Annotated in this window: 16 protein-coding genes; 4 read left to right on the plus strand and 12 right to left on the minus strand. The window is 66.7% G+C overall.

Translation table 11 applies throughout. The features are described 5' to 3' along the window. Positions 1–5: 5 nt before the first annotated feature. Positions 6–413: a limonene-1,2-epoxide hydrolase family protein gene (locus tag ACR2JI_RS02770; RefSeq protein ID WP_526387815.1), complete on the plus strand. Its 408-nt coding sequence runs from the start codon at positions 6–8 to the stop codon at positions 411–413. A 12-nt stretch (positions 414–425) separates the two neighbouring features. On the opposite strand, the gene pspM is transcribed toward ACR2JI_RS02770, so the two are convergent. The 4 genes from pspM to pgsA all read right to left on the minus strand — a co-directional run bounded on the left by pspM (position 426) and on the right by pgsA (position 3,203). Next, positions 426–1,265, minus strand: coding sequence for a phage shock envelope stress response protein PspM (gene pspM, locus ACR2JI_RS02775; RefSeq protein ID WP_526387787.1), 840 nt, complete (start codon positions 1,263–1,265; stop codon positions 426–428). Between the two features lie 25 nt (positions 1,266–1,290). Further along, the gene (pspA, locus tag ACR2JI_RS02780; protein ID WP_526387789.1) at positions 1,291–2,094 is read right to left on the minus strand and encodes a phage shock protein PspA; all 804 of its coding nucleotides are present in this window, start codon (positions 2,092–2,094) and stop codon (positions 1,291–1,293) included. Between the two features lie 130 nt (positions 2,095–2,224). Continuing rightward, positions 2,225–2,533, minus strand: a complete 309-nt coding sequence (locus ACR2JI_RS02785) for a helix-turn-helix domain-containing protein (RefSeq protein WP_526387791.1) — start codon at positions 2,531–2,533, stop codon at positions 2,225–2,227. Between the two features lie 73 nt (positions 2,534–2,606). Then, positions 2,607–3,203 (minus strand): CDP-diacylglycerol--glycerol-3-phosphate 3-phosphatidyltransferase, encoded by a 597-nt coding sequence (gene pgsA, locus ACR2JI_RS02790; protein ID WP_526387793.1) that lies wholly within the window; start codon positions 3,201–3,203, stop codon positions 2,607–2,609. An 84-nt stretch (positions 3,204–3,287) separates the two neighbouring features. Between pgsA and ACR2JI_RS02795 the strand changes: the two genes are divergently transcribed. After that, a complete protein-coding gene (locus tag ACR2JI_RS02795) occupies positions 3,288–3,785 on the plus strand; it encodes an amino-acid N-acetyltransferase (protein WP_526387795.1) in 498 nt (165 codons plus the stop codon). Positions 3,786–3,790: 5 nt separating this feature from the next. Here the strand turns inward: ACR2JI_RS02795 and ACR2JI_RS02800 are convergent, their stop codons facing one another. Both ACR2JI_RS02800 and ACR2JI_RS02805 read right to left on the minus strand, forming a co-directional pair. After that, complete coding sequence (locus ACR2JI_RS02800; protein ID WP_526387797.1) at positions 3,791–6,424, minus strand: DNA translocase FtsK; 2,634 nt, start codon at positions 6,422–6,424, stop codon at positions 3,791–3,793. Positions 6,425–6,503: 79 nt separating this feature from the next. Then, positions 6,504–6,968, minus strand: coding sequence for an acyl-CoA thioesterase (locus tag ACR2JI_RS02805; protein WP_526387799.1), 465 nt, complete (start codon positions 6,966–6,968; stop codon positions 6,504–6,506). Positions 6,969–7,034: 66 nt separating this feature from the next. Here ACR2JI_RS02805 and ACR2JI_RS02810 point away from each other — a divergent pair, with 66 nt between their 5' ends. Both ACR2JI_RS02810 and ACR2JI_RS02815 read left to right on the plus strand, forming a co-directional pair. Beyond that, positions 7,035–7,349, plus strand: coding sequence for a putative quinol monooxygenase (locus ACR2JI_RS02810; protein ID WP_526387801.1), 315 nt, complete (start codon positions 7,035–7,037; stop codon positions 7,347–7,349). Between the two features lies 1 nt (position 7,350). Continuing rightward, positions 7,351–8,166 carry a mycofactocin-coupled SDR family oxidoreductase gene (locus ACR2JI_RS02815; protein ID WP_526387803.1) on the plus strand — a complete coding sequence of 272 codons (816 nt, stop codon included), beginning with the start codon at positions 7,351–7,353 and terminating at the stop codon, positions 8,164–8,166. Positions 8,167–8,173: 7 nt separating this feature from the next. Here the strand turns inward: ACR2JI_RS02815 and ACR2JI_RS02820 are convergent, their stop codons facing one another. From ACR2JI_RS02820 to ACR2JI_RS02845, 6 genes are all read right to left on the minus strand, one after another. Beyond that, a complete protein-coding gene (locus ACR2JI_RS02820; protein ID WP_526387817.1) occupies positions 8,174–9,850 on the minus strand; it encodes a ribonuclease J in 1,677 nt (558 codons plus the stop codon). Between the two features lie 2 nt (positions 9,851–9,852). Further along, positions 9,853–10,755, minus strand: coding sequence for a 4-hydroxy-tetrahydrodipicolinate synthase (dapA, locus tag ACR2JI_RS02825; RefSeq protein WP_526387805.1), 903 nt, complete (start codon positions 10,753–10,755; stop codon positions 9,853–9,855). A gap of 25 nt (positions 10,756–10,780) precedes the next feature. Beyond that, a complete protein-coding gene (thyX, locus tag ACR2JI_RS02830) occupies positions 10,781–11,533 on the minus strand; it encodes an FAD-dependent thymidylate synthase (RefSeq protein ID WP_526387807.1) in 753 nt (250 codons plus the stop codon). 131 nt (positions 11,534–11,664) lie between these two features. Further along, a complete protein-coding gene (locus ACR2JI_RS02835; protein WP_526387809.1) occupies positions 11,665–12,909 on the minus strand; it encodes a winged helix-turn-helix domain-containing protein in 1,245 nt (414 codons plus the stop codon). Continuing rightward, positions 12,906–13,385: a dihydrofolate reductase gene (locus tag ACR2JI_RS02840; RefSeq protein WP_526387811.1), complete on the minus strand. Its 480-nt coding sequence runs from the start codon at positions 13,383–13,385 to the stop codon at positions 12,906–12,908. Before ACR2JI_RS02840 ends, ACR2JI_RS02835 begins: the two co-directional genes overlap by 4 nt. An 11-nt stretch (positions 13,386–13,396) precedes the next feature. Continuing rightward, a partial coding sequence (locus tag ACR2JI_RS02845) for a thymidylate synthase (RefSeq protein ID WP_526387813.1) occupies positions 13,397–14,190 on the minus strand: 794 nt, incomplete at its 5' end.

Raw genomic sequence — 14,190 nt, forward strand, 5'->3', positions numbered from 1 at the left:
CCGACATCGATAACGCCCACACCGTCGAGGTGTTCCTCACCGCACTGGAGAACATGGACGTCGACGGCGCCGGGGCGGTGCTCGACGAGAACCTGGTGTACCAGAACGTCGGCTTCCCCACGATCCATGGCCGCGCGCGAACCATGAAACTGTTCCGCGGTATGCAGGGCCGGGCCGGTTTCGAGGTCAAGATCCACCGCATCGCCGTCAACGGCTCGACTGTGCTCACCGAGCGCACCGACGTGCTGGTGTTCGGCCCGGTGCGACTCCAGTTCTGGGTGTGCGGCGTATTCGAGGTGCACGACGGCCGGATCACCCTGTGGCGGGACTACTTCGACATGTTCGACTTCACCAAGGCGTTGGTGCGAGGAGTCGTCGGCGCCGTCATCCCGGCGCTTCGACCCAATCTCTGAACGACCAAACCTCTAAACGAGATAGCGGGTCGTCTGACCGAGCTCGTCGAAAGCCTGCGCCCAGCCCATCAGCCGATCGGTGGCGGTGCTGAGCTCGGCACGGTAGCGCTGCTGGGACATCGTCCCCTCAGACAGGGCACCGATGGGTGCACCGGCATTGGCCGAAGACACCAGATGTGCGGCCGCAGTCACCATGTCGTTGTACTGGCGCACCCCGGCATTGAGCTGAGCGATGAGCGCGTTGATGGTCGGCGCCAGATAAACCCGCGAGTCCGGTGCGTCGGTGGCGGCGCGTTCCATCGACACGACCTCTACCGCCGTAGCCGCCATCGTCGCCGCGGAATGGCCTGCCGCAGCGGTCAATTCGCGGATCTCTCCGGACGGAAGCAGCTGCCCACGGTCGAGCACGCCGAGCAGTGAGTGCAGACCGCGCTCGGAGGCGCCCAAGGCAGCCATCGCCGGTCGTGCAGCCGATCCGGGCGGCGGAAGCCGCCGGCCGCTTACTTGCCGCTGGGGCGGTAACGGCTCACCACGCAGCCACCGGTAACGCAGCAGCAGCAGCGTCGCCGGAACCGCGGCGCCGGCGGCGATCACCCCGGTGATGATCAACGCCCACACCGGGGTGCTCCACACCGCGAGCAGTCCGGTGATGACAACCCAGAAACCGGAGGCCAACCCGAAGAACAACCCGAGCCGCAGCGCCCAGCGCCGCTTGCGAAGCAGCCGGGCCCGCGGATCGGACAGGTTGCTCAATTTCGCGGCCGCGGCATCGGCGTACTCGCTGACGGTGTCGACGCCGCGCTGCAGTATCGAGCGGGACTTCCCGCGGGACTGTCCAGGCCGCACCGTCATCGAGTACTCATTTCCGGCCGGGCCGCTACTGCCCGAGTGGCTTCTCAGGCTCGGGCGTGCTGGCCGGGGTGGCCGGCGTCGCGGTCGCGCCACCGGTCGGCAGGGCATCGCCCCGCATCGAGGCACGGATCTGCTCCAGCCGGGAGTGCCCCGCCATCTGAATGCCGGCCTGCTGGACTTCGATCATCCGGCCCTGCACAGAGCTCTGCGCCAGCTCTGCTGAGCCCATTGCGTCGGCGTAGCGACGCTCGATCTTGTCGCGCACCTCGTCGAGGCTCGGGGTGTTACCGGGAGCGGCGATCTCGCTCATCGAGCGAAGCGAGGCACTGACCTGCTCCTGCATCTTGGCCTGCTCGAGCTGGCTGAGCAGCTTGGTGCGCTCGGAGATCTTCTGCTGCAGCACCATCGCGTTCTGCTCGACAGCCTTCTTGGCCTGCATCGCGGCCTGCAGGGCCTGGTCGTGCAACGTCTTGAGATCCTCGACGCTCTGCTCGGCGGTGACCAGCTGGGCGGCGAAGGCCTCGGCGGCATTGGTGTACTCGGTCGCCTTGGCGGCATCACCGGCGGCAACTGCCTGGTCGGCCAGCATGAGCGCCTGACGAACATTGGCCTGCAGCTTCTCGATGTCGGCGAGCTGACGGTTCAGCCGCATCTCCAGCTGACGCTGGTTACCGATCACCTGCGCTGCCTGCTGGGTCAGCGCCTGATGCTGACGCTGCGCATCCTCGATCGCCTGCTGGATCTGGACCTTGGGGTCGGCGTATTCATCCACCTTGGAGCTGAACAGCGCCATCAGGTACTTCCACGCTTTGACGAACGGATTGGCCATTTAGGTGCCCCGCCTTCGATTCGAGTGCCGCAAGTGAGTCATGTCGGATATCAGCGCTCAATTTATCGGGTCGAACCCCGGGTCCACAGCCCGGTCGCGATCTGGACCCGACAAATCTGGCAAATCCGGGTCAGGCGACTGCCATGGCGGCCGGGTGCCGGACGACGACCTGGCTTCCACCGGCAGCCACACGAACCAATTCCTCGCGGCAGACCAGGTCCGAGGCGGCCTCGGTGAGCACCCGGGACAGCGGCACCTGCAGGGCTGAGCAGATGGCGCCGAGCAACTCGCTGGAGGGCTCCTTGCGGCCACGTTCGACCTCGGACAGGTACCCGAGGCTGACCCGGGCTGAATTGGAGACCTCACGCAACGTACGCCCCTGCGACGTGCGCGCACGGCGCAAAACGTCACCGATCACTTCACGAAGCATTACGGCCATCGCTGTCCTCCTTGAGTAGTCGCAGCAATAGATGCAACGACCCAGCGGGCCGGTTGGTTCCCGGAGAGCGAAATCAGATTTTCGAGCGCCCGCCCCGGGTCGCCGAGACCAGGTAGTCAATGCCCGTGAGCAGGGTCAATGCGATCGCTACCCACATCACTGCCCAGGCCGCGGTGTGCCACGCGGGCGGCCAGTTCTGCAGCGGCAGGATGAACAATCCGATGGCCATCGCCTGCACCAGCGTCTTGAGCTTGCCGCCGCGGCTGGCCGGGATGACCCCGCGGCTGATCACCGCGAACCGCAGCAGGGTGACGCCGATCTCGCGAACCAGGATGACAACCGTCACCCACCACGGCAGGTCGCCCAGCATCGAGAGGCCGATGAGCGCCGCGCCGATCAGCATCTTGTCGGCGATTGGGTCGGCCAGCTTGCCGAACTCACTGGTCACGCCGTAGCTGCGGGCCAGCGATCCGTCGAGCCGGTCGGTGATCACCGCCACGGCGAACACCGCGAACGCGGCGATCCTGCTGCCGGCCTGGTGACCGTTGCCGGCGAACAGGACGAGCAGAAAGATCGGAACCAGCACCAGCCGCAGGCCGGTCAGCATGTTGGGGACATTGGCCATCCACTCACGCCGGACCACCGGCGAGGTATCGGATTGGCCTGCCACGGCAAACAGACTATCGGCTCGACACCGAGATTCCCTCCGACGTCTTGCCCGCGACCTGGAGCCGCCGACCGATAAGGTGACGCCGTGACCGAGGTCGTCGTCCGCCGCGCCCGGACATCGGACGTGCCGGAGATCAAACGGTTGGTGGACACCTACGCCGGCAAAATTCTGCTCGAGAAGAACCTCGTCACCCTCTACGAGGCCGTGCAGGAGTTCTGGGTGGCAGAACGTGACGGCGAGGTGGTGGGCTGCGGGGCCCTGCACGTGCTGTGGGCCGACCTCGGTGAGGTGCGCACCGTCGCCGTCGACCCGACGGTGAAGGGCCGCGGAGTCGGGCACGCGATCGTTGACCGGTTGCTCTACGAGGCCCGCGAGTTGCACCTCGAGCGGCTGTTCGTCCTCACCTTCGAGACCGAGTTCTTCGGCCGGCACGGGTTCACCGAGATCGAGGGCACCCCGGTGACGGCCGAGGTCTACGAGGAGATGTGCCGGTCCTATGACGTGGGCGTGGCCGAGTTCCTCGATCTGAGCTACGTCAAGCCCAACATCCTGGGCAACACCCGGATGCTGTTGATCCTCTAACCGGATCAAAAGTCCTCGGGGACCCCGGTGTCGTCGTCGTCGTCAGCTGCGTCGCCCATGTCGCCGCCGCGGATCATCGTCAGCGTCGCGGCCAGCTCGTCGGGCTTGACCATGACCTCGCGCGCCTTGGAACCCTCCGACGGCCCGACGATCCCGCGGGTTTCCATCAGGTCCATAAGGCGTCCGGCCTTGGCGAAGCCGACCCGCAGTTTGCGCTGCAGCATCGAGGTCGAACCGAACTGGCTGGACACCACCAGCTCGACGGCCTGCAGGAAGACATCCATATCGTCGCCGATATCGGGGTCGACGTCGGTGCGCTCACCGGTCGGCTTCGCGGCGGTGACGCCCTCGGTGTACTCGGGTTCGGCCTGTTCCTTACAGGCCTGCACGACTGCCTGGATCTCTTCGTCGCTGATATAGGCGCCCTGCAACCGGATCGGCTTGTTGGTGCCCATCGGCAGGAACAGCCCGTCGCCCATACCGATCAGCTTCTCCGCGCCGGGCTGATCGAGGATGACCCGGCTGTCGGTCAGCGATGAGGTGGCGAACGCCAGCCGGGACGGAACGTTGGTCTTGATCAAACCGGTCACCACGTCCACCGACGGCCGCTGGGTGGCCAGCACCAGATGGATACCGGCGGCGCGGGCCTTCTGGGTGATCCGCACGATCGCGTCCTCCACATCGCGCGGCGCGGTCATCATGAGGTCGGCCAGCTCGTCGACGATCGCGACGATATAGGGGTAGGGCTTGTACACCCGCTGGCTTCCCAGCGGCGTGGTGATCTCACCCGAACGGACCTTGGCATTGAAGTCGTCGACGTGGCGGACCCGCGACGCCTGCATGTCCTGATAGCGCTGTTCCATCTCCTCGACCAGCCAGGCCAACGCCGCCGCCGCCTTCTTCGGCTGGGTGATGATCGGCGTGATCAAGTGCGGAATACCCTCGTAGGGAGTCAGTTCCACCATCTTGGGGTCGATGAGGATCATCCGAACCTCTTCGGGTGTGGCCCGTGCCAGCAGCGAGATGAGCATCGAGTTGACGAAGCTCGACTTGCCGGAGCCGGTGGAGCCGGCCACCAGAAGGTGCGGCATCTTGGCGAGGTTGGCGGAGATGAAATCGCCCTCGATGTCCTTACCCAGACCAATCACCAGCGGGTGATGATCGCGTCGGGTCGACGCCGCGGTGAGAACGTCGGCCAGGCGGACCATCTCGCGGTCGGTGTTGGGCACCTCGATGCCGACGGCTGATTTGCCTGGGATGGGCGCCAGCATGCGCACGCTCTCGGTAGCCACCGCGTAAGCGATATTGCGTTGCAGCGCAGTGATTTTCTCGACCTTGACGCCGGGGCCGAGTTCCACCTCGTAGCGGGTGACCGTCGGTCCGCGGGTACAGCCGGTGACGGAGGCGTCGACCTTGAACTGCTGCAGCACCGTGGTGATTGCCTCGACCATCTGGTCGTTGGCCGAGCTGCGCTTCTTCGGCGGGTCACCCGGAATCAGCAGGTCCAGTGACGGCAGGTGATAGGGGCCCTCCACCACGCGGTCGAGCGCCTTACTCGTTTGCTTCGTATCCTGTTTGGCGGCAACCGATGTGGCCGCGATTGCCTTTTTGCGCCGTGGTTTGATCGGCGCGGTCGCACCGACACCCTCGTCGAGCGGGTAGTTGTCGTACGGCGTGCCCCCGGGGGCAGCGGAGCCCGGCCAGGACTGCGGCTCGTCGGCGTAAGCGCGCGGGTCGTCGTAGTAACCGTCGGAGAAGTCCTCATCGGCGGCGTCGCCCCGCTTGTCGATGCGGGAGTAGTCGTCGCCGTAATCCTCGCCGTCATGGTCGTAGTACTCGGCGTACCGGCGGCCGTAGCGGGTACTGAACATGGAGTAGAGCGCCTCGGGCAACTCACGAAGCGTGGTTCCGGTCAGCAGCAGCACGCCGAATACAACCGCGAAGATCAGCAGCGGGGTGGCAAGCCATGCGGTCAGCCCGTCAGCCAGCGGGCCGCCCATGGCGAAACCGATGAAACCACCGGCCCGGTGACGGGCGGCCGGCTCGGCCGGCGAACCCGACCACAGGTGCCACAGGCCCAGCACCGGCAGACAGATCATGGCCGTGCCCAGCACCAGCCGGGGGCGCGCCTGGGGGTTCGGCTCGGTGCGCATCAGCAGTACCGCAGCGGCGGCGAGCAGCAGCGGCAGCAGCACGACGGATCCGCCGACGAAGTTGCGCAGCAGCGCGTCGACCCAGCCGCCGACCGGGCGGGCCGCGTCGAACCATGCGGCCGCGGCGATGACGACAGCCAGGGCGAGCAGGCCCAGTGCGATCCCGTCCCGGCGGTGGCCGGGTTCGATATCGCGGGCCCGGCCGACCGAGCGCGCAGTCGATCCTGCTCCGCGGGCGGCCATCAGCCAGGTGGCCCGGACCGCGCGACCGCCGGCCGCGGCCGCGACGGCCACCGCTGACGGGGAATTCCGGGCCGCCGGCTTGGCAGCAGACTTCGCGACAGACTTGGCGCCTGCCTTGCCGGCAGGCTTGGCGGCCGCCTTGCGGCGGGGCGCAACCGGCTGGGCTGCCTTCGCAGCCGGCCGAGAAGTGCCCTTTGAGCTGGTCGTTCGCGCGCTTGAGCGAGCGGCCGTCTTATTCGCCATGGCGGCAAGATTAACCGCATCTGCCTCATTGGCACCATAGGCAACACGGGTCACACGGGCGGCCGTTGCCAGACCGCAATCAATCGGCGAAGGCAGCCCTCAGCGCGGCCCGCCTGGCGGCGGCCTCCCCGAACCGGGTCTTCTCGGCCTCGGTGGCCAGGACCAGCGGCGGAACCGCCACCGGAAGACCGGAATCGTCGACCGCGACCATGGTGAAGTACGAGCTGTTGGTGTGCCGGCGATGACCGTCCCGGATGTTCTCGGTGTAGACGTCGATCCCCACCTCCAGGGAGGTACGCCCGGTGTAATTGACCGTCGCCTCAAAGGACACCAGTTCGCCCACGCCGATGGCATCGCGGAAGAGCACCCGGTCCACCGACAGCGTGACCACATAGGTGCCCGCGTAGCGGCTCGCGCACGAGTAGGCCACCTGGTCGAGAAGCTTCAACAGCGTGCCGCCATGGACCTTGCCGGAGAAATTCGCCATATCCGGTGTCATCAGCACCGTCATGAACAGCGACTTACGGTCTTCGGACTGTTCCATAAAGCCGCCTTTCGTTGATCGGTGACAATCTACGGTGGAGTTCCCCCCAATTGAGGAGTCATACAGATGCCCGTTGTCGTCGTCGCGTCGTTCACCGCCAAGCCCGAGTCTGTCGACGCGGTGCGGGCGGCGTGCCAGGAGGCCATCGCCGTCGTGCACGACGAGCCGGGCTGCCAGCTGTACTCCCTGCACCAGACCGACAACACCTTCGTGTTCATCGAGCAGTGGGCTGACAAAGCCGCACTCGACACCCATATGGCGGCCCCAAGCATCGCCACGCTGTTCGGCGCGATCGGTGGGCACCTCGACGGCGCGCCCGACATCAAGCTGGTTACCCCGTTGCCTGCCGGCGACCCGACCAAGGGTCAATTGCGCGCCTGACGTGGGATCACTGAAAGGCAAAGTCGCCTTCATCACCGGGGCCGCCCGCGGACAGGGCCGAGCCCATGCGGTCAAGTTGGCCAGCGAGGGTGCTGACATCATCGCGGTGGATCTGTGCGATCAGATCGCCAGCGTTCCCTACCCCATGGCCACGACCGATGACCTCGCCGAGACGGTCAAACTCGTCGAGGACCTCGGCGCGCGGATCGTCGCGTGCCGCGCTGACGTTCGTGACCGCGCGGCGTTGAAAACCGCACTGGCACAGGGTATCGCCGAACTGGGTCGCCTAGACATCGTCATCGCCAATGCGGGAATCGCCCCGATGGCGGCCGAGGATGCCTGGCAGGACGTGCTCGACGTCAACCTCACCGGCGCGTATCACACCGTCGACGTCGCGATGCGACCGTTGATCAAGCAGGGCGATGGCGGTGCGATCGTGCTGACCAGTTCGGTGGCCGGACTGGCTGGTCTCGGCGCCCCGATGGCCGGGTCTCTGGGGTACACCGCGTCCAAGCACGCCATCGTCGGACTGATGCGCGGGTACGCCAACTTCCTTGCGCCATTCAGCATTCGAGTCAACTCGGTGCACCCGGCCGGGGTTAATACCCCGATGATCGACAATGAGTTCACCCGGTCCTGGCTGGAGGGTATCGCTCAACATCAGCAGGCTGGTCCGGATATGACCAACGCGCTCCCGGTTCAGACCTTGGAACCGGAGGACATCGCCAACGCCGTCTACTGGCTGGTTTCCGATGCCGCACGCTACGTCACCGGTGTGACGCTGCCGGTGGACGCCGGCTTCGTGAACAAGCGGTAGGCGCGCGCTAAATCTCGATGACGGTCGGCACGATCATCGGCTGACGCCGGTAGGCCTCGCCGACCCACTTTCCGACCGTGCGTCGCACCGCCTGAGCGATCCGAATTGGATCGGTGATGCGCTCGGCGACAAGGGATTCCAGTTCCTTCTGCACCCTCTCGGCTGCAGGCACCAGTGCCTTGGGGTCCTCGGAGAACCCGCGCGAGGACAGATGCGGCGGCGCGGCGAGCTTGCCGGTGCTGCGCGCAATCACCACGGTCACCGCGATGAATCCGGAACTCAGGATCAGACGCTCACCCAGGGTGGCATCGCCGACGTCACCGTTGACCAGACCGTCGATGAACATCTTGCCGACCGGAACCGCACCGGCGATGTGCACCTTTCCACCTAGCAGATCGACACTGACGCCGTTCTCCGCCAGCACGATCGATTCCTCGGGCACCCCGGTTGAGGCCGCCAGCTTCGCGTTGGCCCGCAGGTGCCGCCAGGTGCCGTGCACGGGCATGACGTTGCGCGGCCGAATGCCGTTGTAGAGGAACAGCAATTCCCCGGCAAAGGCGTGACCGGAGACGTGCACCCGCGCCTGCTGATTGGTCACCACCCGGGCACCGATCTTGGACAGCGCGTCGATGACGCCGAACACCGCCTCTTCATTGCCGGGGATCAGCGATGAGGACAGGATGATCAGATCGTCGGCGGTGATGCTGATGCTGCGGTGCTCACCGCGGGACATCCGGGACAGCGCCGACAGCGGTTCGCCCTGGGTGCCGGTGGTGATCAGCAACACCCGCTCGGGCGCCATCATCTCAGCGGCGGAGATGTCGACGACATCGCTGTCGTCGATGGTCAGGAAGCCGAGTTCCCGCGCGATCGCCATATTGCGGAGCATCGACCGGCCGACGAAGGACACCCGACGGCCCAGCGCCACCGCGGCGTCGCAGATCTGCTGAACCCGATCGACATTGGAGGCGAAGCAGGCCACGATCACCCGCCGCCCGTCCGCACCGCGGATCAGACGGTGCAGGGTGGGCCCGACTTCGCTTTCGGAGGGACCCACACCCGGGATCTCGGCGTTGGTCGAGTCGCACAGCAGCAGATCCACACCGCGGTCCCCGAGCCGGGACATCCCGGGCAGGTCGGTGGGACGGCCGTCCGGCGGCAGCTGATCGAGTTTGATGTCGCCGGTGTGCAGCACCGTGCCCGCTCCGGTGTGGATGGCGATGGCCAGGGCGTCCGGAATGGAGTGGTTGACGGCGAAGTACTCGCACTCGAACACACCGTGCGTGCTGCGCTGCCCCTCGGCCACCTGGACCATCACCGGCTTGACCCGGTGCTCCCGACACTTGGCCGCCACCAGGGCGAGGGTGAACCTCGAGCCGACCACCGGGATATCGGGCCGCATCTTGAGCAGGAACGGGATAGCGCCGATGTGGTCCTCATGCGCGTGGGTCAGAACGAGGGCCTCGATATCGTCGAGCCGATTCTCGATATGACGGATGTCGGGCAGGATCAGGTCGACGCCGGGTTCGTCGTGGCCGGGGAACAGAACACCGCAGTCGACGATCAGCAGACGGTCGAGGTGCTCGAAAACCGTCATATTGCGGCCGATTTCGCCGATGCCGCCCAGCGCTGTGATGCGCAACGCACCCGGTGCCAGCGGGGGCGGTGGGATGAGGTCGTTGATGGTCACCGCAACACTGCCGCTGCGCGCATATCGGCCGCCAATTCTTCGAGTTGCTGGCTGCTCGCGGGCATCTGCGGCAGCCTCGGGTTACCGGCGTCGATGCCCAGCAGTCGCAGGCCCTCCTTGGACAGCGTCACGCCGCCGAGCCGGTTCTGCGCCGCGTTCAGCGGAGCGAGCGTGACGCCGATCTTGCGGGCGGTCGCCAGATCGCCGGAGTTGAAGGCGCTCAGCATGTCCCGCAACTGGCCGGCCGCCAGATGGCCCCAGACGCTGATGAAACCGGCGGCACCCATCGCCAGCCAGGGCAGGTTGAGAGCGTCATCACCGGAGTAGTAGGCCAGGCCGGTCTCGGCCATGATCGCAGCCGCCCCAGGCAGATCACCCTTGGCATCCTTGACCGCGACGATGTTGGGATGCCGGGCGACGATTCGCATGGTGTCCCATTCGATGGGCACCACCGATCGCGGCGGGATGTCATAGAGGATCACCGGAAGATCGGTGGCATCGGCGACGGCGCTGAAATGCGCCACCAGACCGCTCTGCGGCGGGCGTGAGTAGTACGGGGTGACGACCAGCAACCCGTGCGCACCCTCAGCGGCGCAGGCCTTGGCCAGGTGCACGCTGTGCGCGGTGTCGTAGGTGCCGGCTCCGGCGACGACGCGGGCTCGGTCGCCCACGGCGTCAAGAACCGCGCGCAGCAGGGCGATCTTCTCGGCGTCGGTGGTGGTCGGTGATTCACCGGTGGTTCCGGAGACGACCAGTCCGTCGCAGCCGGAGTCGACGAGGTGCGCGGCAAGTCGTGCGGCGGTCGCGGTGTCCAGCGTGCCGTCGGGCTTGAACGGCGTGACCATCGCGGTCAGGACCGTGCCCAACCGGGCGGTGACATCGAATCCGCTCGTGCTCACAGCCGGTTAGGTTACCCGTTGCCGATCAGACGTCCGTAGCAAGTGGGCTGGTCGCCACCTCGGAACCGTCGGAGAGCACGGAGATCTCGAAGTCGGCGAACACCGCCGGGGCGACCTTGCTCAGTTCGCGCAGGCAGGCGATGGCCAGCCGGCGAATTTCGGTGTCGGCATGCTCGCTGGCCCGCATCGCGATGAAGTGCCGCCAGGCCCGAAAGTTACCGGTGACCACGATGCGGGTCTCGGTGTCGTTGGGCAGGACCGCCCGGGCGGCCTGGCGCGCCTGCTTGCGGCGCAACACCGCATTGGGCTGATCGTCGAGCTTGGCCTCCAACTCCGCCAGCAGCGTCTCGTAGGCGGCGCGACTGGCGTCGGCCGCGGCGAGCACGATCTGCTGGAGATCCGGATCCTCCTCCAGTCCGGGTGGCATCACCACGCTCGCCTCGTTCTCCGGCACGTAGCGCTGGGAGAGCTGCGAGTAGGAGAAGTGCCGGTGTCGGACGAGTTCATGGGTGCAAGACCGGGAGACGCCGGTGATGTAGAACGTCGCGCAGGCGTGCTCGAGCACCGCAAGGTGGCCGACGTCGATGATGTGCGAGATGTAGGAGGCGTTGGTCGCGGTGCGCGGGTTGGGTTTCGACCAGCTCTGGTAGCAGGCGCGTCCGGCGAATTCGACGAGGGCGGCGCCACCGCCGGCGTCGGTGCTCCACGGCACGTCGGCCGGCGCAAGGAACTCGGTCCTGGCTATCAGCTGCACACGCAGCGGGGCTGTCTCGGCCACGGGGCGTAAGCCTAGTGATCGGCTGAACTGACAGCTGCGGGGCGCGCCCCTAAGCTTGAGCAGATGACCGCGCTGGATGATCCCGAGGCCCGCGTCTCCGCCTTGGCGGCCTCCCAGGCTGCCTATCGAGATCAAGGACCTGCTGATCCGCGCCCTCGAAGGCTAGCGCGCAGCGCCCTCACCAGATCGCCCTTATCCCCCACCGTCACCCGCTCCAGCCCCAGCCACCCGGCCATCGTCGCCAGCTGATCGGCCAGCGCGCCGGCGACCCGGGCCGGATCGCGACCGGGCTCGATGAACGCACCGGGCACCTGCAGCTCGCCCGATTTCCGGTCGGCCTTGAGGTCCACTCGGGCGACAAGTTCTCCGTCGAGCAGGAACGGCCACACGTAGTAACCGAATCTGCGCTTGGCTGCCGGGGTGTAGATCTCGATGCGGTACTCGAAGTCGAACAGCCGCTGCACCCGCGGTCGGAAGAAAATCAGCGGATCGAACGGGCACAGCAGCGCGGTGCCGCGATCAGCGCGCGGTATCGCCTGTCCGGTCCGCAGGTAGGCCGGGCCTTTCCAATCCGCGACCTCCACCTGCTCGAGTTCGCCCTCGGCTACCAGGTCCGCGACGGCCGGCTTGGACTGATCGGGACGCAGCCGGAAGTAGTCCCGCAGATCGGGTTCGGATGCCACGCCGAGCGCACCGGCCGAGCGCAGGATCAGCTCACGCACCGCGTCGGGCTCGTCAACCTCGCGGGCCACCACATTCGCCGGCAGCGCCCGCTGCACCAGGTCGTAGTGTCGGGCGAATCCGGCCCGATGCGCGGTGGTGAGTACACCGGAGGCGAACAGCGCCTCGGCAACCCACTTGGTCTCACTGCGGTTCCACCATTCACCCTTTCCGCGGCGAGTGCCGGCATTGAGGTGCGTCTCGATCTGCCCGGCGGTGGCCGGCCCGAGTTCGGTGACCGCGCCGATGACCTCATCGGCCAGCCGGGGGTTGTCCTTCACGACCTCCACACCCCAACGGCCATGTACGAATTCGCGCATCCGCCAGCGCATGAGCGGCCAGTCCTCGACGGCCATCAGCGCGGCCTCATGCGCCCAGTACTCCGCCAGCAGACGCGGCGCACGGGCACAGTGACCCCATGCCGCGGCGTCCAGGACGCCGCGGTCATACGGTCCGAGCCGGCTGAACACCGGCGCGTAGTGCGCCCGCACCGCCACCGACACCGAGTCCAGTTGCAGCACCTGGATACGCCCGATCAGCCGGCGCAGATCGGCACGCGTCACCGCACCGGCGGGCGGTACCGACGTAAAGCCCTGGGCTGCGACCGCAACCCGGCGGGCCTGGGCCCTGGTCAGCTGAGGGGTCAGCCGTCTCACAGCCGGATGTAGCTGTGAAACCGGTAGCGCAACCCGGAGCTGCTGTCCTGCCAGGGCCCGCTGGTGCCGATCCAGGAATCGTCGAGCATCGGAGCCAGCGCATCGTCGTCTTCCAAGCGCAGGTCGATATCCACTTCGGTCACCTCACAGCGGACGGCCGCCGGCATGGCGAGGTGATAGATCTCCGATCCGCCGATCACCCAGGTCTCCGGCTGGGCCAGGGCCGCCTCGACGGATGTGACGACCTGGGCCCCGTCAGCCTGGTAGCCCGGATCGCGGGTGAGCACGATATTGGCCCGGCCGGGCAGCGGGCGCACCGCCCGGGGCAGCGACTCCCAGGTCCGACGCCCCATCAGCACGGGATGGCCCATGGTCAGCTCCTTGAAGCGGGCCAGGTCCTCAGGCAGCTGCCAGGGGATGCCGCCGTCACGGCCGATCACCCCGGAGGAGGACTGCGCCCAGATCAACGCCGTCATTCCAGCAGGCCTCATACGGCGACGGGGGCCTTGATCGCCGGGTGTGGATCATAGTTTCGGATCTCGATATCTGTGAACGTGTAGTCGAAGATCGAATCACGCTGGGCCAGAACAAGTTCCGGGTACGGACGCGGATCGCGGCTGAGCTGCTCAGTCACCTGCTGGATGTGATTGTCGTAGATGTGGCAGTCGCCGCCGGTCCAGACGAAGTCACCAACCCCCAGGCCGGCCTGTGCGGCCATCATGTGGGTGAGCAGCGCATAGCTGGCGATGTTGAACGGCACACCCAGGAACATGTCGGCACTGCGCTGGTAGAGCTGGCAGCTCAGCTTGCCGCCGGCCACATAGAACTGGAAGAAAGCGTGACACGGCGCCAGAGCCATCCGCGGGATGTCGGCGACGTTCCATGCCGAGACGATGATGCGCCGCGAGTCCGGGTCTGTACGCAGCAGATCCAAGGCGGCGCTGATCTGGTCGATATGTTCCCCCGTCGGGGTCGGCCACGACCGCCACTGCACGCCGTAGACCGGTCCGAGATCACCTGTCTCGCTGGCCCATTCATCCCAGATGGTGACACCGTGCTGCTGCAGCCACTCGACATTGGAGTCGCCACGCAGGAACCACAGCAGCTCGTACACCTCCGACTTCAGATGCACCTTCTTGGTGGTGAGCAGCGGGAAGCCGGCCGAGAGGTCGTAGCGCAGCTGCTGGCCGAACAGGCTGCGGGTACCTGTGCCGGTGCGGTCGGATTTCGGTGCGCCCTGTTCGAGCACCCGGCGCAGCAGGTCCTCATACGGGGTCGGGA

Source organism: Mycobacterium sp., assembly GCF_051006775.1.
GTDB lineage: Bacteria > Actinomycetota > Actinomycetes > Mycobacteriales > Mycobacteriaceae > Mycobacterium.